Annotated in this window: 22 protein-coding genes, 1 tRNA gene and 4 riboswitches; of the genes, 1 reads left to right on the top strand and 22 read right to left on the bottom strand. The window is 36.8% G+C overall.

The genetic code is table 11. The features are described from left to right. Window positions 1–28: 28 nt before the first annotated feature. A riboswitch (cobalamin riboswitch) is annotated at window positions 29–206 on the bottom strand. Window positions 207–304: 98 nt separating this feature from the next. The 21 genes from P3F81_RS03395 to P3F81_RS03295 all read right to left on the bottom strand — a co-directional run bounded on the left by P3F81_RS03395 (window position 305) and on the right by P3F81_RS03295 (window position 22300). Continuing rightward, entirely contained in the window at window positions 305–826 is a 522-nt protein-coding gene (locus tag P3F81_RS03395; RefSeq protein WP_147667689.1) for a hypothetical protein, read from the bottom strand. Window positions 827–941: 115 nt separating this feature from the next. Next, entirely contained in the window at window positions 942–2210 is a 1269-nt protein-coding gene (locus P3F81_RS03390; RefSeq protein WP_147667688.1) for a hypothetical protein, read from the bottom strand. 88 nt (window positions 2211–2298) lie between these two features. Further along, window positions 2299–4800 (bottom strand): TonB-dependent receptor, encoded by a 2502-nt coding sequence (locus P3F81_RS03385; protein WP_434064766.1) that lies wholly within the window; start codon window positions 4798–4800, stop codon window positions 2299–2301. Between the two features lie 282 nt (window positions 4801–5082). Further along, window positions 5083–5261: riboswitch (cobalamin riboswitch) on the bottom strand. Window positions 5262–5278: 17 nt separating this feature from the next. Next, window positions 5279–5446, bottom strand: a complete 168-nt coding sequence (locus P3F81_RS03380; RefSeq protein WP_309320621.1) for a hypothetical protein — start codon at window positions 5444–5446, stop codon at window positions 5279–5281. A gap of 457 nt (window positions 5447–5903) precedes the next feature. Continuing rightward, window positions 5904–6116: riboswitch (cobalamin riboswitch) on the bottom strand. 158 nt (window positions 6117–6274) lie between these two features. Beyond that, a riboswitch (cobalamin riboswitch) is annotated at window positions 6275–6453 on the bottom strand. Between the two features lie 151 nt (window positions 6454–6604). After that, window positions 6605–7999, bottom strand: coding sequence for an NADPH-dependent glutamate synthase (gltA, locus tag P3F81_RS03375; RefSeq protein ID WP_147668194.1), 1395 nt, complete (start codon window positions 7997–7999; stop codon window positions 6605–6607). Then, a complete protein-coding gene (locus P3F81_RS03370) occupies window positions 7984–8850 on the bottom strand; it encodes a sulfide/dihydroorotate dehydrogenase-like FAD/NAD-binding protein (protein WP_147667687.1) in 867 nt (288 codons plus the stop codon). Before P3F81_RS03370 ends, gltA begins: the two co-directional genes overlap by 16 nt. A gap of 141 nt (window positions 8851–8991) precedes the next feature. Continuing rightward, window positions 8992–9738, bottom strand: a complete 747-nt coding sequence (locus P3F81_RS03365; RefSeq protein ID WP_147667686.1) for a methylenetetrahydrofolate reductase — start codon at window positions 9736–9738, stop codon at window positions 8992–8994. A 15-nt stretch (window positions 9739–9753) separates the two neighbouring features. Then, window positions 9754–11421, bottom strand: a complete 1668-nt coding sequence (locus P3F81_RS03360; protein ID WP_147667685.1) for a formate--tetrahydrofolate ligase — start codon at window positions 11419–11421, stop codon at window positions 9754–9756. A 144-nt stretch (window positions 11422–11565) separates the two neighbouring features. After that, window positions 11566–12429 (bottom strand): bifunctional methylenetetrahydrofolate dehydrogenase/methenyltetrahydrofolate cyclohydrolase FolD, encoded by an 864-nt coding sequence (folD, locus tag P3F81_RS03355; protein WP_147667684.1) that lies wholly within the window; start codon window positions 12427–12429, stop codon window positions 11566–11568. A 30-nt stretch (window positions 12430–12459) separates the two neighbouring features. Beyond that, complete coding sequence (locus P3F81_RS03350) at window positions 12460–13308, bottom strand: UbiA-like polyprenyltransferase (protein ID WP_147667683.1); 849 nt, start codon at window positions 13306–13308, stop codon at window positions 12460–12462. Beyond that, window positions 13301–14761 carry a menaquinone biosynthesis decarboxylase gene (locus P3F81_RS03345; RefSeq protein WP_147667682.1) on the bottom strand — a complete coding sequence of 487 codons (1461 nt, stop codon included), beginning with the start codon at window positions 14759–14761 and terminating at the stop codon, window positions 13301–13303. The genes P3F81_RS03350 and P3F81_RS03345 overlap by 8 nt, the downstream gene beginning before the upstream one ends. A gap of 22 nt (window positions 14762–14783) precedes the next feature. Then, a complete protein-coding gene (gene tatC / locus P3F81_RS03340; protein ID WP_309320620.1) occupies window positions 14784–15533 on the bottom strand; it encodes a twin-arginine translocase subunit TatC in 750 nt (249 codons plus the stop codon). Between the two features lie 10 nt (window positions 15534–15543). Beyond that, complete coding sequence (gene tatA, locus P3F81_RS03335; RefSeq protein WP_147667681.1) at window positions 15544–15777, bottom strand: twin-arginine translocase TatA/TatE family subunit; 234 nt, start codon at window positions 15775–15777, stop codon at window positions 15544–15546. A 198-nt stretch (window positions 15778–15975) separates the two neighbouring features. Continuing rightward, a complete protein-coding gene (locus P3F81_RS03330) occupies window positions 15976–16932 on the bottom strand; it encodes a polyprenyl synthetase family protein (RefSeq protein ID WP_147668190.1) in 957 nt (318 codons plus the stop codon). 163 nt (window positions 16933–17095) lie between these two features. Next, on the bottom strand, window positions 17096–17572 hold the full coding sequence (locus P3F81_RS03325) for a YbaK/EbsC family protein (RefSeq protein WP_147667680.1): 477 nt from the start codon (window positions 17570–17572) through the stop codon (window positions 17096–17098). Between the two features lie 67 nt (window positions 17573–17639). Next, the gene (locus tag P3F81_RS03320) at window positions 17640–18230 is read right to left on the bottom strand and encodes a hydrolase (RefSeq protein WP_147667679.1); all 591 of its coding nucleotides are present in this window, start codon (window positions 18228–18230) and stop codon (window positions 17640–17642) included. An 80-nt stretch (window positions 18231–18310) separates the two neighbouring features. Then, window positions 18311–18395 (bottom strand) — tRNA-Leu (locus P3F81_RS03315). 107 nt (window positions 18396–18502) lie between these two features. Next, complete coding sequence (locus P3F81_RS03310; RefSeq protein WP_147667678.1) at window positions 18503–19108, bottom strand: MotA/TolQ/ExbB proton channel family protein; 606 nt, start codon at window positions 19106–19108, stop codon at window positions 18503–18505. A 432-nt stretch (window positions 19109–19540) separates the two neighbouring features. Continuing rightward, window positions 19541–21424 (bottom strand): ferrous iron transport protein B, encoded by a 1884-nt coding sequence (gene feoB / locus P3F81_RS03305; RefSeq protein ID WP_147667677.1) that lies wholly within the window; start codon window positions 21422–21424, stop codon window positions 19541–19543. An 11-nt stretch (window positions 21425–21435) separates the two neighbouring features. Then, window positions 21436–21663 (bottom strand): FeoA family protein, encoded by a 228-nt coding sequence (locus tag P3F81_RS03300; RefSeq protein ID WP_147667676.1) that lies wholly within the window; start codon window positions 21661–21663, stop codon window positions 21436–21438. 205 nt (window positions 21664–21868) lie between these two features. After that, window positions 21869–22300, bottom strand: coding sequence for a hypothetical protein (locus P3F81_RS03295; protein WP_147667675.1), 432 nt, complete (start codon window positions 22298–22300; stop codon window positions 21869–21871). Between the two features lie 158 nt (window positions 22301–22458). Here P3F81_RS03295 and P3F81_RS03290 point away from each other — a divergent pair, with 158 nt between their 5' ends. Then, entirely contained in the window at window positions 22459–22896 is a 438-nt protein-coding gene (locus P3F81_RS03290; protein WP_147667674.1) for a desulfoferrodoxin family protein, read from the top strand. A gap of 212 nt (window positions 22897–23108) precedes the next feature. On the opposite strand, the gene P3F81_RS03285 is transcribed toward P3F81_RS03290, so the two are convergent. Beyond that, entirely contained in the window at window positions 23109–24104 is a 996-nt protein-coding gene (locus P3F81_RS03285; RefSeq protein ID WP_147667673.1) for an asparaginase, read from the bottom strand.

The raw sequence follows: 24104 nt of genomic DNA, 5'->3' as shown, positions 1-24104 counted from the left end.
AATCCCCTTCCCATCGTTCGCAGGTCTAACAGTGATTGTTAAATAGGCAGTTCTTCTGGCTCCAGATCATCGCTTGGCTACGCCTTCCCAAGATTTCTCCCAGTGACATAATGTAGCCTCGCTCCCTATTACAGCGGCGGGACCGCACCGGTTTTCCACCGGACTTCCCTATTAAGTCTTTCGACACCTATTTCTTCGTTATATATTTTTGTATCATTAGTCAACTTATTACAAAATAAGAGTATACTCCTTTTATTTTTATTTATTATAAATTTCTAAATATTTCATCGTTAACATATACCTATTAATTTTGTACACACTTTCGAACAAATTCGTACATCGTATCAGCAAAAGTTTTCACTGGCACCGGAACAAAACTTACATCTTTCGTTTGCTCCACAATAAGCACTCTTTTGGAGCTATACAATTTTAAATTTTTTACTGCATACATTCTTTTATGAAGCTGAAAAATCATCTGCATCTCACTACAAGCTATGATATCTTCCTCCTCCAAATCTTTTCGATAATATTCATTTAGATTGTTAATCACCGCTTTATCCTTATAGATTGCTTTTACAGTAACATGTATTTGATCTTTATCTGCGCTGTCTGGTTGAATCGACTTCACTTCGAAAAAATATTGCGCCAATTCATTTTGAAATACCTCCGTCCAGCGCATTGCTTCTAGCTCCTCTGGTGTAAGTTTTTCCTTCACACTAATTTCCCAATCTATTGCTGAATCTTTATTTGCTTCCATTGCTAAACATACAGAAAAAAACATGTTACACAACAAAATAAAAGCACCCACTAGAAACCATTTTTTCATCACTATTCCTCTTGGCTTTCTCATTTAAATATAAAGTTAGACCTAGAAAATAAAAAGCCTAGGTCTAACTTTTTCCTAATGCTCTTCAACACTCTATATCAACCGCATACGCTCTTTATTTTTTACACTTTTCTGCTAATTCACGGGCTTCACGTGCTAAGCGAATATGTGAAGCAAGGGATTTGGATGCTGACGGTGCAGAAACGCCTGCAGCTTTCAGTTTACCTGCTCCGGTAACCACATCCGGTGCAATAAAGCAAGCTGAGTTCAAATTACCACCATTAAAATCGCTCATGTCGGTAATACTGAATGATTTGCTTGCTGTAACTGTTGCAGTTGGCGTTCCATCAAAAACATCAATTGGCGTTCCTTTAACAAACCATAAGCGATAACCATCCGCATGAATCCCCCATAGATACCCCATAGAATTCACATCAATAATCTTTGTCCAATTGCTTGGTGTTGTTAAATTAGCCAATGTTGTATGATAAACACCACCAACTAAATTACCAAAACTTACATCATAGTGACCAAGGAATAAGTACACATGGTTATCATTCACAATAGAAATATCACGAAAATCACCATTCGTCGTTGGATTGTCAATCGTCACATGGGTAACTCCAGCTTGGGTAAAGTTACTCAAATCAATAATACTGAGCTTCGTTTCCGCATTGCCGCTACCTGCATTCTGCATACCACCCAATGAACAAACATAGAGCTTATTATTATATAAATCCAGTGTAAAGGAATTTTTTCCTGCTGTGACATAGCTATCAAAAGTTAGTTCCCCCAAATCGGTATCAATGTTAAACTTTGCTACAATGCTGTCATAATAAGTTCCGTATCCACTGCCTTTATTGACATAAAACAATGCATACAGCGAAGTACCAACTACAACCATAGCTTCACCATGAAAAACACCATCCGCATAGGGATTCGTAAAATTCGTAAAACTTGTTGGGAAACTATATTCAAAGTCTTGACTATAGTCGGTCCCCATGTTCACAACCGCGATTTTTGATAAATCATATCCTGTTGCATATAGCCAACTACTGCTATAATTTGCTACACCGTGCAAATTTGCCACCGCTGACCAAGTTGGCGTAGCTAAAGGAGCTTGCCAATTGCCCTGTGGTGCAATAATTTGATTTGCTCTTAAGTCCGTAGTGCTATACGTATATTGACGTAAAACCAACCGACTGCTATTTCCTTCAAAAAAATTAAAGAATGCTGGATCACCATTTAAACCTGACCCAATTTTATTCTTTACTGCCGTAAACACCGTTGATGAAGCTGCAGTTCTGTCACCGTGAATTGCTCCGGCGGTTCCTGTAGAATATCCTGCATTTGTCGCTGTATACGCAAATAAATTTTCACTCATGATAAACCTCTCCCTTTTGTTCTTTTATTTTCCTTTTAACACACCTTATCCTAGCTCAACGGCACCACCTCCCTTCAAGTAAAATTAGTTAAAAATTGTATTGCAAAGTTGCGTAGTAAGTACGCCCTTGGATTGGATACTGGATATTTGACGCTTCCCAATTCGGATAAAATGGATTCGTTTGATACATATCATTCGCTTTATTAAGGAGATCATTGACCCCGATGATAATTTGTGTATTCGTATTCGGCTTATACTTCACACCTAAATCCAAAGTCGTCAACGAGGACTGTTCTCCAGCAGCTCCATCATTATAGAGAGAAGTACGCATTCTATCTACATACCGAAGTTGACCAAAAATCCCCCACTGGGTACTCGGACGATAAGTCAGCCGCATCGTTCCTTCCCATTCCGGTTGATAAGTCAGATAACCAGGGAATACACCATTATTTCCCCAATAACCAGCCCCCGGCAATTTACTCAAATCATAGATAACATCTTTCGGCTTCGTATAAGTTCCTTGCAAGTTTAAGTCCCATTTCTTCCAGGATAAATCCGCTTGAATCTCTAAGCCATTCACTTTTGCCGATGCCGCATTGGTATAAACGAAAAAGAAATTATTCCAGGTGCCTAGCTGCAGCATCCGCTTGGAATCACGACCAAAATACGTCAGTTGAATTTTGCTGCTTTCCGTGCCGAAAATTTGTCCATCCCAAATGGCGGAAAAATCCCATTGTGACCCCTCTTCCGGGCGAGGAAAAATGCTATCACTCCCTCCAATATTTGGCATGGGTAAAATGCCTGCACCATCACCGGCGATTTCATACATATTCAGTAGTCTAAAATATGTACCTCCCGTTGCACGAAGTGTTAAATTGTCATTGACCTGCTTTTTCAGCGCTAGCTGCCAAGTTGTTTTACTATCCGTCTGGTCATCCGCCTGATGCAGCCATTTAATATTCTGCGGATCGGAGTTTTGATCGTAACCATTGCTCAGCCCATAGATATTTGATCGATTATAGCGAATACTTGGCGTCAACCAAAAATCACCTTTCTCGTTTAAAGTAATCGTATCTTGAATCTGGGCATTGAACAGCTTCTGTTCATAATAGGTACGCCACCGTTTAAAGACACTTATCGTAGCTTGTTGATATTGTTTTAACCGCCAACCATCCATATCCATCTTTTCTTTTGAAGTATCAATTAAAAACTCGAACAGATGCTTATCGCCGATTTTATAAGTTCCATCAATTTTAAAGCCTAATTTATCCATGTCATATTGGCTCCAGTAATAGTTTGGCGAACGCCAATTCACCGTCGTATCGACCTTTTCTTTTTCCTGCCAATCGTCTACTGCATAGCGTTTAGTCTGGTCGAGATAGTTTACACTCCACCCCCATTCTAAATTGCCAACTGTATCACGCCGTCCAATTAACGTTTCTTTGCTGGTAATGTCCTGATGACGGTAGTTATAGATTGGGTCAAGATATCCTGGCAAATCTATATTAGGTATATTTCCATAATTCGCATTCAGCGGGAAAGGATAATGACGGTCAATTTTCTTCCAAGTGTATTTTGCCAGCCAATGATCATCCTGCCATTTTAAAATTGCATCCGTATTTTTGTAATCATTCGTTTTACGCCAACGATCTGTTGTACTCGTTGAATCTATGTCTTTCTGGTAAAGCCTTATATTATCAATATAACTTTTAAAATATCCGATATAATTTGCATGGGCATTATTAATTGGGCGCAATTGTTCCGACGCTTTATTTAACGCTGCATAAAAATTAGGATCGGTTGCAAGCGTTATTCGAAGGTTATCTTGGGTCAGCCCAGAATAAGCATTTAGAGTATCATATCCATTCGCTTGTAAAGTCGAAACCATCCGATCTAATCGTATTTTTCCGTTCCCATCGGTTTGATGCGTATAATCTTTTAATTTTTTAACATATCCGTCATAAAGGCTAGTATCTACCGATTTATTCGTATATTTAAAATCACCATCACTTTGGTCGCGATTGAGTCCAAACATAATACTGCCAGAACCTAGTGGAGCATCGATCTGTAAAGCACCTTGGAACCCATCGTAGGAACTTTTACCAACGGATGCATCGATATTGGCTTTCGTTGGGCGTTTCGTTACGATATTGATTACGCCTCCCATATAGGTGCCACCAAACCTTGCCGGTACATAGCCACGATATACTTCAATTCGTTCGACATTTTGGACAGGAATAGTCGAGATATCCGCCGCCGCATCGCCACCGAGATTGAATAATACGCCATCGACAAAGACACCAACCTGCGCCGAGGTTGACCCACGAACCGTGACTGTCGTATATTGCCCTTTCCCATTTACTTCTCTTACATGTACCCCCGGTACCATTTTGAGAAGTTCCGGCAGTGTTTTCTGCTCGCCCTTATAATCATCCGGGCGAATAACCGTCACTGTGCCTGGCGATAATTTTGATTCCCAGTCAGGGCGTTTTGCTTCAACGGTAACCGTATCTAACGTATAACTATCTAGCTCACTATCTGTACTTGCCAATACTACTGGTTCTTTTGCTTCTGTTACTTCTTCATTCATCTGATCAGCCTCTTGCTTTGCTTCATCTGCCCACACGATTCCATTTGGCATAGCAAAACCTAAAGCCAACGTACAAACCACACATGCCGCAATTTTTTGATAACGATGTGTGTTTTTTATTTTGCCTTGATATAACCTTTTGCTTTTCATCTTACTCATTCTCATCCTTACTTATAAAATTCAATAAATAAAAAAACTTCTGCCACGTTTGACAGAAGTTGATATGGTTGCATAGGAAATACTCCTAGCATCATAATCCCCTTCCCATCGCTCGCAGGTCTAACGGTGATTGTCTAATAGGCAGTTCTTCTGGCTTCAGATCATCGCTTGGCTACGCCTTCCCAAGATTTCTCCCAGTGACATAAATGTAACCTCGCTCCCTGTTACAGCGGCGGGACCGCACCGGTTTTTCACCGGACTTCCCTATTAAGTCTTTCGACACCTATTTCTTCACTATTTATTTTTTATTAACTTTGCTTTAGATTGATTTTCTTAACTTCTTATTCTGCGTTTTTTTACCCCGTTGTGCATATTTAAAACGCAGTTTGTTTAACTCTTTTAGCAATGCAACATAATGACGAGCTGAAATGGTAATCATTTCTTCTTTGTCATTATTTTTTATATTGTTTTCAATTTCCTCAATCATATATTTTATCTTCTTCACGTTACATCGTTGACTTTTATAGTCAAAAACCTTCCTTTCTTTACACCTATTGCTCGAAGATAACTCTTCTACCTTATGCTTAATACAAGAACAATCAACTTAGCTATAAATTAAAATAATGATAAATTAATTTTTATTTATATAAATTAGAATAAAAAATGTGAAACTTTCTATCGCCAATAAAAATTTTCTTTTCATTTTACGAGACAAAATTTCACATTTTTAATCCTGTTAGAATCCCTATATGAAGCCACCATGCTTGAATTTTAACTTTTCTGGATTTACAAAATGAAAAATTCACTTTTCAACGAAAAAATAACTGTTGAAGAATAAAGAAATGCTTTCTTCCTTTCAACGCATTTTCATCAGCGAAAATTTTCCGAATAAAATACTTTATTCAGACTCATTTTATAACCCAGATCTGTACTGCGCAGACACTCCTTGGATGCTAGAAACAGTTGGTGCTCTGACTTAAGTTCATTGCTATCCTATCCCTTTGCAAGAGGTTTTCGATACGATAGCTCACTTTTACAGTTGCGCGACAGCGTTGGAATTGAGTTTGACTCTCACCGAACTTTCCCATAAAGTTTATTTATTGCACTTGCTTTAATAAATTAGCAATAAATATTCACCTGTTTCCCGTTTATATTTAATTGTCAAATCTTTCATTCATTATCATATAAATTCTAATCTAAAAAATAAAAAAGTCCTCTGCCTATGATAGACAGAAGACTACAAATTCAAAATAATCTTAACATAAAAACATGTCAATAAAATTCAGAAATCTCCTCCCCATCGCTCGCAGGTCTAACGGTGATTGTTAAATAGGCAGTTCTTCTGGCTCCAGATCATTGCTTAGCTACGCCTTCCCAAGATTTCTCCCAGTGACATTCATGTAGCCTTACTCCCTGTTACAGCGGCGGGACCGCACCGGTTTTTCACCGGACTTCCCTATTAAGTCTTTCGACACCTATTTCTCCTATGTAATTCTAAGATAAAATTTGTTATCCTTTACAAAAATAGAGTATACTCCTTTTTTTCTGATTTGACAAGATTATCTATTATTTTTATTTTTTATAAAAAAAAGGAATGTTGACCAAATCAAATTTAGCAACATTCCTTTTACTAACATAACTTTAATTATTTATTTTTTAAATATTCATCAATAGCTTTTGCCGCTTTTTTCCCTGCACCCATTGCAAGAATTACTGTTGCCGCACCTGTTACGATATCACCGCCAGCAAATACGCCCGGTTTACTCGTTGCACAAGTTTCTTCGTCAGCAAGGATATTCCCACGTTTATTTGTATCAAGCCCTGTTGTCGTGGATTGAATTAATGGATTTGGACCTTGACCAATTGCAATAATTACTGTATCTACAGCTAATTCAAACTCAGAACCTTCCACTGCCACCGGACGACGACGCCCAGATGCGTCAGGTTCGCCAAGTTCCATGCGAATGCACTTTAATCCTGTTACCCAGCCTTGTTCATTGCCAATAACAGCGACTGGATTGTTCAGTAATTTGAAATCGATTCCTTCTTCTTTTGCGTGATGTACTTCTTCTAAGCGTGCTGGAAGTTCCGCTTCACCGCGACGATATACTATATAAACATGTTCAGCACCAAGGCGTAATGCTGTGCGAGCTGCATCCATTGCAACATTACCACCGCCAACAACAGCAACATTTTTACCAACATGAATTGGAGTCGCGTGATTCGGGAATTGGTAGGCTTTCATTAAGTTACACCGCGTCAAAAATTCATTTGCAGCATATACACCATTTAAATTTTCTCCAGGAATCCCCATAAAATGTGGTAATCCCGCACCAGTTGCAATAAATACTGCATCGAATTCTTCTTCTAATAATTCATCAACTGTAAATAATTTGCCTGCAACTGCATTGACAACAATCTCTACACCAAGTTGGCGCAACATATCAATTTCCGCTTTTACGATTTTTTCTTTTGGTAATCTAAATTCAGGAATACCGTAAGACAATACACCACCAGCAGTATGAAGTGCTTCAAAAATCGTTACTTTATAACCCATTTTTGCCAAATCTCCAGCAGCCGCAAGTCCAGCAGGGCCAGAGCCAATAATCGCAACTTTTTTCGCATCATCAGCATACTCAATCGTCTGTAGTTTCTCGCCTTTTTCCATACTATAATCAGCAACAAAACGCTCTAAACGTCCAATTGCAACGGATTCACCTTTTTTGGCTAAAATACAATGTTTTTCACATTGTTCTTCTTGTGGGCAAACACGTCCACAAATCGCTGGTAAACTATTCACCATTTTTATTTCAGCTGCAGCATCCGCGAATTTACCTTCTTTGATATGTCCAATAAATTCAGGAATATTTACTTGAACTGGGCAGCCTTTGCGACATAATGGAACCTTACAACCAAGGCAACGTTTTGCTTCTTCTATTGCCGTTTGAGCATCATATCCTAATGCAACTTCATCAAAATTCTTTGCCCGAGCTTTCGCATCTTGTTCCGGCATTGCATGTTTTTTTAGTGAGAGTGACATTGGCAACCGTCGCCTCCTTTAGCTTTTCCTTGTTTTTCGCATTGGCATTCATGCGCAGCTTCTTGCGTTTTATACATACGTTGACGCGACATTAGTCCATTAAAATCAACTTGATGTGCATCAAATTCAGGGCCATCTACGCAGGCGAACTTACTTTCATTGCCAACTTGAACACGACAGCCACCGCACATGCCTGTTCCATCTACCATGATAGGATTCAAGCTAACAATTGTCTTTATTCCATATTGACGTGTTGTTTCTGCTACGCTACGCATCATGACTACAGGCCCAATTGCAATCACCAAGCTAATCTCAAGACCAGAATCAATTAACATTTTCAATTGATCTGTAACAAATCCTTTATGCCCTTTTGAGCCATCATCTGTTGTGATATAAACTTTATCACTTACTGCATTCATTTCCTCTTCAAGAATTAAGATGCTTTCATTTCTAGCGCCCATAATGGAAACAACATGATTTCCGGCTTGCTTCATTCCTCTTGCGATTGGATATACAGGTGCTACTCCAATACCACCACCAATGCAAACTACATTACCTATTTTTTCAATATGTGTAGCTTTTCCGAGCGGACCTACAAAGTCAAGAATACTGTCCCCTTCATTTAAATCGCCCAATTGTTTTGTTGAGCCGCCAACTTCTTGGAAAATTATTGTGATTGTTCCTTTGTCACGATTAAAATCCGCAATTGTTAATGGAATACGTTCTCCATCTTCATCAATACGAACAATGACAAACTGCCCCGGTTGTGCTTTTTTTGCAATTAACGGCGCTTCAATTTCAAACAATTGAACACCTTGTGATAATTCTTTTTTTGTAAGAATTTTATACATCCATGCACTCTCCTTATCACTTAGTCATAATCAAATCTATTTCAGTTGGAAAATCCACTGATTACAATAATTAAATTAACCAAAAATAATACCAACGATATTTTAAATAAAATCTAACAACTTAGCCATTAAGAACTCTTTTTATTTACTAAATGCGCCTGTTAAATAGGGCAACAAATTCGTCTTAATCGGCATAAAATAAATATTTGTATTATTTTTACGCACAAAATCAAAAGTCTTTTGTGCAAAATCAATGTTCCACTCCAATGTTGGAACGAAGTTTTTTGGGAAAATTACATTGTTTTTTGTCTCCCAATAATTTACCGAACGCTCCGACATCACTGGCGATACGCCCCAATATACTTCTCTACCATCTAGCATTTCCGCATACATTTCCATATACCGCAAATCGAAAAAAGGTTGCGTAAAAAAGCCTGCCGCACCAGCTTGAATTTTTCGCCTAATGTTGTACTCTTCTTGACGCATACTGCTGCGATACTGATCTATTCCAGCATAAACTTTAATATGTGGCAATTCATCGCGAAACTTTCTAATTACATCCGTACTCACTGTCGGATAGATTTTTCGTGACATATCTTGTGGCGGATCGCCCGTAATGACAAGCACTTCATTAATTTTATTTTCAAGGAGGAACTCCGTCATTGGCAGCGGTTTATCTAAATCAATATCGATGGCGCGAATATGCGGCATTGTATTTTCATAATAATTTTGCGCAATCTTTGCCCCTTCCCAGCTTCTAATATCATAACGCAATAGTTCAGGGATATTAATTACATCAATACCAGAAAAATTCTCTTTTAAAAGTTCTAATTCTTCTTTAATCGAAGCCTTGTCACGAGGAACTAATTCAACGGAAACTCGAGTCATTTACCTACCTCCTCATTAAAATAAGCCGGTAATCTTGCCGTCGTTTGTAATGTCCATTCTTTCTGCCGCCGGATGTTTTGGCAAGCCTGGCATTGTAAGAATACTTCCTGTTAATGCCACGATAAAGCCAGCTCCTGCAGAAACTTTAATTTCACGCACAGTAACAGTAAAGTTTGTTGGGCGCCCAAATTTAGCAGGATCATCACTTAAAGAAGATTGTGTTTTCGCCATACATACCGGCATATTTGAAAGTCCTAAATCCGTTAATTCTTTTATTGCTTTTTGTGCAGGAGGAGTAAATACTACACCGTCAGCACCATAAATTTCTTTGGCAACTGCTGTAATTTTAGCTTCGATGGACTCATTTACATCATACATAAATTTAAAGTTATTTGTTTTTTCAGTTGCGGCCATTACTTTATTTGCTAAATCAATGCCACCGTCTCCGCCTTTTGCCCACACTTCAGACAATGCAACTTCAACACCCATTTCATTGCATTTTGCTTCTACAAAATCAAGTTCTTCTTTTGTATCCGTTGGGAACGCATTAATTGCAACAACTGTAGGCAGTCCAAATTTTTGCATATTCTCAATATGTTTTGTTAAATTTGTAATACCAGCCTCAAGTGCTTTCATATCAACAGTTGCTAATTCTTTTTTGTCCATTCCACCATGCATCTTTAATGCACGAACTGTAGCAACAATAACTACTGCATCTGGACGAATGTTTGCAAAACGACATTTAATATCAAGGAATTTCTCAGCACCAAGATCAGCACCGAATCCTGCTTCCGTTACAACTACATCTGCTAATTTGAGAGCAAACTTCGTTGCCATAATACTATTGCAACCATGTGCAATATTAGCAAACGGGCCACCGTGTACAAAGGCTGGTGTTCCTTCGAGCGTTTGTACAAGATTAGGTTTTATTGCATCTTTAAATAATAAAGTTAATGCACCAGTAACATTAAGCTCTTCCGCACGAACTGGTCTTCCATCAAAGGTATACCCAATAATAATTTTCCCGATACGTTTTTTCATATCATCCAAATCTTTTGCTAAACATAAAATTGCCATCATTTCTGAAGCAACAGTAATGTCAAAACCTGTTTCACGCGGTACGCCATGTGCTTTGCCACCCATGCCACAAACAATGTTGCGTAGCGCACGATCATTTAAATCCACAACACGGCGCCATGTAATGCGACGTACATCAAGTCCAAGTTCATTTCCTTGTTGAATATGATTATCAATCACCGCAGCAAGTAAATTATGAGCCGAAGTAATTGCATGGAAATCACCTGTAAAATGCAAGTTAATATCTTCCATTGGTACAACTTGCGCATATCCACCGCCAGCAGCACCGCCTTTTATTCCAAAGCAAGGCCCAAGGGATGGTTCACGAAGAGCAACGATTGTTTTTTTATTAATTTTGCGAAGTGCATCACTTAAACCAACACTTGTCGTCGTTTTACCTTCTCCAGCAGGTGTAGGATTGATTGCACTCACTAAAATCAACTTACCATCTGGACGATCTTTAATTCTTTCCCAAGTTTCCAAAGATACTTTCGTTTTATAACGTCCATATAACTCCAACTCTTCTTCTGGAATATCAAGTTGCTTCGCAATCTCTACAATTGGTTTCATTTGCGCTTCTTGCGCAATTTCAACATCACTTTTCATGACTAGAATCCTCTCCTCACATTTCTTATTAAATTATCCGATGACTACTCTGCTTTAAGACTCACAAGACACAAGTAGCTAAATTTCTAGATAAAGGCGACTAGGATTCAGGCAGAGTAAAAATCCCTCTGAATCAAATCTACTTTATCTATTAAATTGAATGCGCGCAGCTTTTACTGTATTATGCATCAACATGGCAATGGTAAGCAGTCCGACTCCACCTGGAACAGGTGTAATCGCACCAGCAACCTCTTTTACACTTTCAAAATCAACATCACCGACTAATTTTTTCGGCGCAATCCGGTTTATACCTACATCGATAACCACTGCTCCTGGTTTCACCATATCCGCAGTAACAAAATTCGGCTTTCCAATCGCTACAACAAGAATATCTGCCAAACGAGTTATCTCTGCTAAATTTTTCGTACGTGAATGACAAACTGTAACAGTTGCATGACGAGATAACAGTAGGTTAAACATCGGCTTACCAACAATATTGCTCCTACCTATCACAACTGCATTTTTTCCTTTAATCTCAATCCCTGCCAACTCCATCATTTTGATGCAGCCAAGCGGTGTACAAGGAACTAAATGTTCTTGTCCAACAGATAATTTACCAACATTGATTGGATGAAATCCATCGACATCTTTATCCGGATGAATAAAATCAAGAATTTCCGCTTCATCAGCGCTAATATGCGCCGGTAATGGTAATTGAACCAAAATCCCATGAATTTTTTCATCTTTATTTAATTCATCTATTTTTTTTAGTAACTGCTCTTTGGTTGTATCTTCTGGCATTTCGATTACCGCAGAATAAATCCCAACTTCACCACAAGAACGATGCTTATTGGCAACGTATACTTTAGATGCAGGATTCTCACCAACGATAATTACTGCCAGACCTGGAGTTACACCATATTCAGCTTTCAGTGACTCTACGTCACACTTTACTTCTTCTTTTATTTGTGTTGCAAATACTTTACCTTCTAAAATTTTAGCTGTCATCTACGAATCCCTGCCTTTAATTTAATAAACTCACATCATTAAACTTGCAAAAGTGAAGAGAAAAACGGAAATTCCCACCAATCCATTGCGCATAAAATACACTTGGGTAACACGAGAGAAATCCGTTGGGCTAACAATTTTATGTTGATAGATAAGAACAAAAATAGCAATCATTACTCCAACATAATAAATCAATGATAAATTCAATAATACACCAACAAAAACAAAACATAACATACTGATAAAATGCATGACGCGAGAAATTTTCAACGCACCTTCTACCGTAAATCTAACCGCCATTGAATTTAATTGATGAGCTTTATCAAACTCAACATCTTGGCATCCATAAATTACATCAAAAGCAGCAATCCAAATTCCTACTGCTAAGCCTAGTAAAATAATCGCCAAATTTAAATCACCACGTATTGCCACCCAACCGCCTATCGGTGCTACAGATAAAGCCCATCCTAAAACCAAATGGCAAGCCCATGTATATCTTTTCATATACGGATAAATGACAAATGGTAAGACTGCAAGCGGCACTAATTTTACACAAATCGGTGCCAAATGCAACGTTGCCACAATAAAAATTGCAAAACTAATCACGATGAGAGAAATTGCCTCCCAAGGTTTCACTTCTCCTGTAACCATTGGACGCTTTGTAAATCTTGGGTGAATCTTATCATATTTTAAATCAATGAAGTTATTTAAAGCTAATGCTGCACTTCGCGCCCCAACCATAGCGACTGTAATCCAAATAAACTCTGCCCAAGACGGTACACCATTCGCTGCCAAGAATGCTCCCATATATGCAAAAGGTAAAGCAAATATTGAATGATGTAATGCGATATTGTTGATATGTGCAGATAACTTACTCAAGTCCAAGATCCTTCCATTTTTGATCAACTAAATCTTTAATGTCTTGGCTCATTACGATTTCATCTGGCCATTCACGTGTTTGTCCTTCACTTGGCCATGATTTTGTTGCATCAATTCCTACTTTCGTTCCCCAATTTGGCATTGGTGAAGAATGATCTAATACATCAAGTGGTCCATCTACCATAACAATATCACGCCGCGCATCAATATTATTGAAGACTCGCCACCATACTTCGTTTGTATCTTGTACATTAACATGAGAATCAACGATAATAATCATTTTCGTAAACATCATCTGTCCCATTCCCCAAATTGCATGCATAACTTTTTTCGCTTGTTGCGGATAAGTCTTCTTAATAGAAATCATCGCGCAATTGTGAAATACGCCTTCAAGCGGTAAATTAATATCTATAATCTCTGGTATTTGCATTTGTAGAAATGGTAAGAAAATTCTCTCCGTCGCTTTTGCCAGATAGCAATCCTCCATCGGCGGCTTCCCCACAATCGTAGATGGATAAATCGCATCTTTACGATGAGTGATACAAGTAATATGAAAAACAGGATACATGTCTGCTAATGAATAATACCCAGTATGATCACCAAACGGTCCTTCACGCCGTAATTCATCAAGCATTACATAGCCTTCTAATACAATTTCACTATGCGCTGGTACTTCCACATCTACCGTTTCACATTTAATCATTTCCACAGATTTTTTTCGTAGCATTCCAGCAAAAACCATTTCATCAATATCACGAGGCAATGGTGCTGTTGCAGCATAAGTAAGTACTGGATCCGTACCAATGGCTACTGCAACTTCGATTCTATCTAATCCCATTTCCTTATGATCTCTAAAGTTTTCCGCACCGTTTTTATGTATATGCCAATGCATTCCCGTCGTTTGTCCATCATATTTTTGCAAACGATACATTCCAACGTTGCGTTTGCCTGTTTTTGGATTCTTTGTGAAAACTAAAGGTAAGGTAATAAAGCGGCCACCATCATCTGGCCAACATTTTAAAATTGGGAATTTATCAATAGATGGCTGATCCTTAATAATAACTTCTTTGCATGGTCCCTTTTTCACATACTTAGGAAAATTAATTGCTCGCTTCGCCGTTGGAATAATATGTACCAAATCTAATTTATTTTGCAAAGAAATATAAGGTAATTTTAATATTTCTCTTATTTCCTGGGCAATATCATCCACTTTTTCTACACCGAATGCCAAAGCCATACGTTCCATACTACCAAAAGCATTCATTAATACAGGCATATCATAGCCTTTTACATTCTCAAATAACAATGCGACATTTTTATCGCCTTTCATTTTTGATACACGATCTGTAATTTCCGTAATTTCTAATTCACAATCCACCTCTGTGGAAATTCTTTTTAACCAGCCGCGTTCATCTAACGCATCAATAAACTCTCGTAAATCCTTAAAAGCCACCCAGTTCTCCTCCTAGTGAAACCTACTTTTTCATGATATATTTTATAATGAAAATTCCAACCTCATATAATACAATCATTGGAATCGCAATCATAACTTGCGAAAAGACTTCTGGTGGTGAAATAATTGCACCAACAACAAAAGCCCCAAAAATTACAATATTTCGTTTAGCAATCAACATTTTCGAAGTTACCAGTCCTAATCTAGCTAAAATCACTAGAACAAGTGGCAATTCAAATACAAAACCAAAGGGAAGGATAAACATAATAACAAAATCTAAATAATTGCCTACAGATAATAATGGTTGTAATTCATTTGTCGCAAAACCTAAGAAAAATTGAATTCCCGTCGGCAATACTAAAAAATAGGAAAATGCAATTCCAACAAAAAATAAAAATACTATAGCTGGAATAAAGGCTCCTGCTATTGCCCTCTCACGTATAGTTAAAGCCGGCACTAAAAAAGCCCAACCTTGATAAACAATCATTGGAACTGATACTAAAAATCCAGCAAATATAGAAACTTTCATATAAGTAAAAAAAGCTTCTGCTGGTTGCATGTAATACAGCTTTCCAGCAGGAGCAGTAATAAAACCTACTAATTCTTCTGCAAAATAGTAACTAATAATGCTACAAAAACCAACTGTAATTAACGAAATAATTAATCGTTTGCGAAATTCTTCTAGATGATTAATGATTGGCATTGCTGTATCATGATTTTCATTTACTACTTGCTTGATCTGCTCATTATGCTCTACCGATTCATGTTCCATAAATCAAACCTCACTTTGTAGCATCTGATTTATCTTGTTCTTTAGTCTTTTGCTCAATCGTATCTACACTTGCATCTACTTTACGAATCGGTTTTTCATCTTCATTAATTCCATTTGTAGCTTTTTTGAACTCTTGTAAACTTTTCCCTATTGCACGGCCAACTTCCGGCAATTTTCCCGGTCCAAAGACCACTAATCCAATAATTAAAATTAAAATTAATTCCGGCATACCAATACCAAACATAAAAAAATCCTCCTCAAAATAATAATAATTTTATTATACAATTTACACAAAAAAAAGACAATGTAACTCAAAGGTAATTTAAAAAATACATTCTTTCTTGAACAAAAAACATCTAAAGAGTAAAAAAGGGACAAAGTTAATCTGCACATAGAATAAATATTTTATCCCGTACAAAGAACCTGTCCCTGATTCTGTTTACTAAAATTTACGCTTTGCAATAAAGTCAGCTACATAAATATACGTATCACGAATTTCTTGTGGAAGTGAGCTTGGTAAAACAGTTCTTGCTCGATCCAAAAATTCATCAACCGCACGATAAGAATATTCAACCGCATCTGTGGCATGTACAATCTCTAGCCCTCGTTTCAACATTTCCTGGTCCATACCTTTAGTCGAAACAATTTTCGTCAATTCCTCTTTATCTGAACTTACCGTTAATGCGCGAATGACTGGCAATGTTACAATTCCCTGCAAAATATCATTTCCCGCTGGTTTTCCAAGCTGTTCAGAAGTCGCCGTAATATCAAGAATATCATCTGTAACCTGGAAAGCCATACCAATCGAATAGCCGTATTCATATAAAGCCGCAATTTCATCATCATTTAGCTCAGCTATAATTCCGCCCAACTGACAGCTAGCTGCAATAAAATCTGCTGTTTTCTTTGCAATCCTGCTGAAATACTCCTGTTCATCTGTGGATGGTATAAAAGTCTGACGATTTTGAACGATCTCGCCCTCACTCATTGCACAGATAATATTTGTTAATGCCAGTAACACTCGTTGGTCATACTTACTAAGTGCAACTAACGAAAATGCCTTAGCAAACAAATAATCCCCAGTCAAAACAGACATCTGATTTCCCCACTTTGAATTCGCCGTTGGAATACCACGTCTAGTAGCCGCACTATCAATAACGTCATCATGCACTAATGTTGCCATATGAATCAATTCAAGGGCAATTGCTAAATCAGTAGCATATTTACTAACTTCTTTTCTCGCTCTTACTCCTAAGAAATAAAGTGCAGGACGTAATCTTTTTCCTCCTGCTTCTACCAAATGCGTGCTAATTTCTGTTATTAAATCTACTGGAGAAGATACAACAGAGAGCATTTCTTTCTCTAATTCCTCTAAATCTTTTTTTACCACATCAAACATTGAGTTCTTTACCAAATTTATCACCTACAAGCTAAATCTGTTAACATTCTACACCATCATACACCATTACGCAAAGTAAAGTCTAGCAAATTTTACTGCAAAAACTTTCCTTATCCAACCTTAGTATTCAACTATTACCATTTATTTATGCAATATTTAGTAACTATTCTTCCTGCCATGCTTTACAAACATCAATCCATGTTATGTAATTTGAATACTTTTCAAGTTCATCGAGCGTCAATTCAATTGCACTATTGCTACTACCACATGCGGGAAACACCGTAGAAAATCTTTTTAAAGAACAATCAAGATAAACTTTAACGCCCTCATTAACAGCAAACGGGCAAATTCCTCCAACTGCATGTCCAATCATCATGAAAGCTTCTTCTGGAGACAACATTTTCGCTTTAGTAGAAAACTCAGCCTTATATTTTGCATTATCAACCTTCGCATCCCCAGCCGCAACAATTAAAACACATGTATCATTCACTTTAAACGATAAAGTTTTTGCAATGCGTTTAGGCTCACACCCTGCGGCCTCAGCTGCCAGTTCAACAGTAGCACTCGATGTTGCAAATTCTAAAATTCTATCTTCTAGTCCAAACTGTCTAAAATAATCTTTCACTTTTTCAAGCGACATTTCTTCACCCTCTACTCAAAAGTCTTTTTATCCGATGTCTAGATTCAGATAGCGTAAAAAGTCTACTTTATTTACTCATTTCTTTAATCTCTTGCTCTACTGCTGACTCACAAGAACGCATCGCTAAAATTGTTTTTTCAAATAACGTATTTAATTCCCAACTCAGCATCGCTGCACCTTTATTGATTACTTCCCTAGAACATCCTGCGGCAAACTTTTTATCTTTATATTTTTTCTTTAAACTTGACACTTCCATATCCAAAACACTTTTCGATGGACGCATTCTTGCAGCCGCTCCAATAAGTCCCGTAAGCTCATCTGTTGCAAATAGGATTTTTTCCATTTGATGCTTCGGTTCTATATCTACACAAATCCCATAACCATGTGAACAAATAGAAGAAATCATTGCTTCATCAACACTCGCCTCACGCAAAAGCTCTGCTGCTTTTTTGCAATGCTCCCGTGGATAAAGCTCAAAATCAATATCATGCAACAGACCAACAATCCCCCAGTATTCAATTTCATCATGAAATCCAAGTTCATTAGCATACCATTTCATTACACCTTCCACCGTTAATGCGTGTAAAAGATGAAAAGATTCCTGATTATACTTTTGTAACAATTCTAAAGCCTTTTGTCTAGTGATATTACTCTGCATTCCAATCGCCTCTTTAGCTTTTATTTCATATAAATGTATACAAAAAAACCCTTGCAATTGCAAGGGTAATAAATTCTTAATGGTGCGGGAGAAGGGACTTGAACCCCCACGAGTCACCCCGCCAGATCCTAAGTCTGGTGCGTCTGCCAATTCCGCCACTCCCGCGTGGATTAACATGTTCGTTAACCGACTTCTATATAATATCACAGTAGATTATTCATGTCAACACTTTTTATTATAAAACATGAACAAATTATTCTTGGATAAAAATCTTATTTTTCATCATTTTTTAAAGTCTGTGAATTAAGCATATTAGAAATTTCTCCAATCTCATTTGTCATTTTCTCTAAACGATAATTAAAATAACTCAAAATCACTATCGATGAAGCCGCAATAAACAAACCAAAAGCTGTAGAGCTTAAGGCCCCAGCAATGATAACACCAATTCCCGAAGTTTGTTCCACTTTTTCATTTAATGAAGCCATAATATTTAATACAGTTCCCAATAATCCAATGATAGGAGCAATCATCACCATTGTATCCAAAAAATTTAAATTACGTTTTAAATTTGCAATAACAACTGCCGATCTTGCTTCTATAGCGGCAGAAATATTTGCCTTTTTATTTATCAATGATTCAATTCCAGTTTCAGCAACTGCGGAAATTAAACTTTCGTCGCTTTTACAAAGTTCCATCGCATATTTCCAATTTTTTTGTTTAAGGATAATTTTTAATTGCTCAATAAAATCTTCATTATTCACTTTTACAGATTTATAATACTTATATCGTTCACCTGCAATTACTAAAACCATAATAAAGCAAATAAGTAAAATATACATCGAGAAACCACCCGATTGAAATGTTGAAATAAAGTCCATGATAAATATCTCTCCCCAACTTAATTACAAATCTAGACTAACTTAATTTTTTGTTCTGGACATTAGCATAACAGTTATAAATTTTTCGTGCAAGTTTTTTCTTTTTTTATTTCTTATCATCTATCTTTCGATTATAAGAGAAACAGAAGCAATATAAATCAAAAGTTTTTAATAAAAAGTTAAGGACAGTATAAAATTTATACTGTCCTTAACCTTTATTTATTTTTTACTTGCACATTGACATGAACAACTTCCGCATGCTGATGTACTGCAGCAATCACTTTCGCCTTTTGTAAATTTGCGGACAATCTTCCTAAATCCTATAAAGAATACAATGCCAATACCGATGGCAAGTACTCCTGTTACAATGCTTCCCGACATCTTTTTTCAACTCCTATATCCTAAATTATTTTATCCGATAACTAACGATGGTTAGTTTCCAAATCCAAGTAAAAGTCCAATTTGATAAACTAGTAAAGAAATCACCCAAGCAACCATAAACGTATAAACTGCAGAAAAAAGCGTCCACTTCCAAGTTGCAATTTCCTTCTTAATCGTTCCTAATGCAGTCATACATGGTGTATATAGAGCAGCAAAAATCATAAATGCATAAGCAGATAATGAAGTAAATGCTATACCTAAACTTCCTTGCATCTGCCCTGCAGCTTCCATCGCTTCTTCTGATACCTCTGCAACTCCATATAAAACTCCAAGTGTTGATACCACAGCCTCTTTTGCTAAGATTCCTGTAATGACTGCTGCACCGGCTTCCCAAGTTGCAAATCCATGCCATGCAAATAAATGTGCAACTACTCCGCCAATACTAGCCAAGAAGCTATCTTCCATATCTACCATACCACTAAAATTATAATTGCTTAAAAACCAAATAACGATAGACATTGCAAAAATAATCGTACCGGCTTTTATCAAGAATCCCTTACCTTTATCCCAAGTTTCTAATAAAACTGTTCGCATATCTGGAAATCTATACGGTGGTAACTCCAATAAAAACGTACTTTCTTCCTTTTTAAACATCACACGATTCAACAATTTCGCCATAAGCATTACTGCAAGAATTCCTGCAATATAAATTGAAAATACTACATTTGTTGCTTGCTGTGGAAAGAAAACAGCAGCGAATAATGCCATAATCGGCAATTTCGCACCACAAGTTAAAAACGGTGTAACTAAAATTGCAATTTTTCTATCCTTTTCCGAATCTAAAGCCCTCGCTCCCATAATCGCAGGAACAGCACAGCCAAATCCCATAATGAGTGGCATAACACCCTTACCTGTAAGTCCAACACGGCGCATAATCGGATCCATGATAAACGCAACACGCGACATATATCCTGTTCCATCAAGAAAACTCAAACAAAAGAATAACGTAAAAATCAATGGTACAAAGGTCAAAACTCCACCTACACCAGCAATAATTCCATCAAGAACTAAAGATTGCATCCAATCCGCTACTTCTAAACTTGCCAACGTTTCCTCTGCCCATGGGGTAATACCATCAGCAATGAATCCATCAACCCAATCGGCTAAAGGCTGACCAATCCAGCTAAAAGTAATTTCAAATACCCCATACATCATTGCTAATAAAATTGGTAACGCTAAAACCCCATTAGCAAAAATCCGATCCAGTTTTGTTGTAAAAGTCGTATGAGTTGAATTGCGCTTTACACTCTTTTCTAAAATCTCATCAATTAATGCATAACGTAATTCAATGATTTTTTCTTCATAATCCTCATTATCCAATAAAGTCAATGTTTTTACTTTTTCAATATGTGCCTGAATCAGTGCACTTGGCTCATATCTTTGTAAGGATGGCTGAGTAAATACATCCATAAGGTGCTGAATACTTTTTGTATCTTTTGCAACAGTTTCTACTACTGGCATACCAATTTGTTCTTCCAAAGTTTTTACTTGAATATGTATATTTTGTTTTTTTGCTTCATCTACCATATTTAAGTCTAAGATTACAGGAATTCCAGATTCTAATAATTGCAGAGTTAAAAATAGATTTCTTTCTAAATTTGTTGCATCTAAAACGTTAACAACAACATCTGGTTTTTCATTTAACAAATAGTCTGAAACAATCATTTCTTCTGCCGAACGCGCATTCATACTATATGTCCCAGGTAAATCAACAACTGAAACAATTCGATCCTTATGATTGAAATACCCTACTTTTTTATCTACTGTTACTCCTGGCCAATTCCCAATTTTTTGACGCGCACCTGTTAAAGCATTAAACAGCGTTGTTTTCCCTGTATTAGGATTCCCGGTTAACGCCACTGAAATAGTTGACATATTGATCACCTCTACTCTGTTATTGAACTAACTTGAATGTTTTCTGCATCTGCCAGTCTAAGAGATAAAACATAAGAACGTACAGATACTGCCATTGGATCACCAAATGGTGCCGATTGCAAAACTTTCACCTTTGTTCCTTTAATCATCCCCATACTCATCAAGCGCGACTTTAATGTAGATGCTTCTAATTTTTCTATTCTAACTGTCTGCCCAGCTTTTATCTCACTTAACTTCATTACGAATCCCCCATTTCATCATATCACTCACTTAATCGATTATGATTCTCATTCTCTAACTTCGTTTTTATATTAATACAAAAATATCTCCATGTCAATATAAATTGAGAAAAATTATCATTTTCAATAAGATAAAAAGCCGTCTATCGCTTAAATACGATAGACGGCTTGATTCCATTTTACTTACTTTTCTACCTATACTTTATTAAATTTTCACATCAATTTGTGCAGAAACCCCAACACCTTGAACTCTTGAAAAATTTGTAACATTTTTACTATCAATTGGGATCAATGCTTTTACTCTAAATTGATTTCCACTGAAATTCCCTTCTATTTGAAGAACTGCTTTTGTCTGGTCAACTAACGCCTGAGGGCCAGTTACCTGAGCTGCTCCTGTATATGTACCACTACCAACAACAATAATCGGTACAACCTTCGTTGCATAATCACTACTTACAGCATGTTTTGCTGTCAAAGTATTGATAAAGTTATTTAATGGTTCAGAAAATTTATCAACCAGAATTGAAATTCCACCAACTTTTAAAAGGTCTGTCCAGCCAGCATTCGTTACATTCGGAGCCGATACAGCTGAAACTACAGATAAAGCAAGCATTGCCGCAACAATCTTTTTCTTCATTTTTTTCATCTCCTCTAATCAATCATATTGTCTGCTAAATCATGCTAAATTTGCATAACTAGTCCTATACCTACATATTATACACTATTGATAAGCTTTTTTGCTATAAGTAAATATTAGAATTCAAATCCACTTTTTATTTTTAGGAGGTTATCTTTATGGCTAGAGACTTAAAAATTTACAGATGCCTTGATTGCGGATACGTTGTTGATGTTATCGATTTCGGTAAAAGACAAGTAATTACAAAAGGTACTTCTTTCGCCAAAACAACTACGATTGCAGATGCAGTATTAGTTTGTTGTTCTAAAGAAATGGAACTTTTAGTACCTAATACCACGGAAGCATCCAGTGAAAAACATCTTCCTACTGTAAAATTTATTGAGGGAGGAAAAATTTCCGTAAAGGTCGCACATCCAATGATCGAAGGCCATTATATCAAATGGATTGCAGTTGTTAGTGGTGATAGAGTAGAACGACTTGAATTAGAACCAGACCAAGCACCTGAAGTAACATTCTATGTCGGTGATGAAATTGATGTTGATGTTTATGCTTATTGTAACCTTCATAACTTATGGAAAACAAACATAAAAAAATAATTTAAAAACGGTTATAGTTAACAAATTCCATATCGTTATCTATAACCGTTTTTCATTTTTCTTTTAAAAAACATTATGTATTAAATACATAATTAATCGACAAAGCACTATAAACTAAGTCCATTTTAATAAATTATTATACTTAATGCTCAATCTTAACATAAAAAATCTGCTAAAATAAATAGCGGATTTTTTATACTTGATATTCTTTTTTAAAACATCGTTTCAATTGTTCCGATAATATCCCCGCGATGATTTTTTAAGATTGGTGGATACTTTTCAATAAGTTGGTCATATTCTGATTTTGAAATTAAATCCATGCGTTTTAATGTACCAATAACAACAGGATTAATTGCTCTATAGCTGCCATCTTCAATTTTAAACGTAATCCCAATTCCATCTGTCGTTGAAGCTAAACAATATACTGCCTCTGCTCCGATTTTCGCAATAATTCTCCCTTTAGTAATTGCTGAAACTGCCTCATCTATTCTGCCTGTCCCAGAAACAACTAAAGGATGTGCAATCATTGCATTGCGAATCTTCGTAACTGCTGCTTCTTTTTCTCTCCAATCGCCATCACTCGGTTTTGCAAGTCTAGCATAAGCAAGAGACATATTATATAAAGGTAAATAAAACACTGGTACACCACAACCATCAATTCCAATTTCCAACTTTTCGGGAGAAATTTTTGCACATTCTGCAACAGACTGATGCATAATTTTTTGTACTTGATGGTCTGGCTTCGTATACCCTTCCACTGGAATTCCAAGCATTTGGCAAAGTGCAAGCATTCCAGAATGTTTACCTGAACAGGCATTATGTACTGCCTGAGGCTTTTCCTTATTTTCTGCTAATATTTTTGCTGCTTTACTACTCATTGGGCGAGCCGATCCACAATCTAATACGTTTAATTCAACATGTACTTTTTCTAAAATACTTTTTACTAAATTCACATGAACGGGTTCTCCACTATGTGAAGATACCAATAATGCTAGTTCTGCCTCTGTAATATTAAATTTTTCTAAACCACCTTCATAAACAAAAGGTAATGCTTGAAACGGTTTCGCCGCCGAGCGCCAAAACATATCTTTGTGAGCGTCACCAACAACATCTACAATTTTACCTTTTGTATCAACGGCTACAATATCCCCTCTATGAATACTTTCCACTTTACCTGCGCGCGTATAGTGCAGTAACACTTCACTCAT

The sequence above is a fragment of the Selenobaculum gibii genome (genome assembly GCF_030273445.1).
Lineage (GTDB): Bacteria > Bacillota > Negativicutes > ICN-92133 > ICN-92133 > Selenobaculum > Selenobaculum gibii.
Note: the sequence above shows the minus strand (reverse complement) of the source record. Positions and strands in the feature narration are given on the sequence as shown.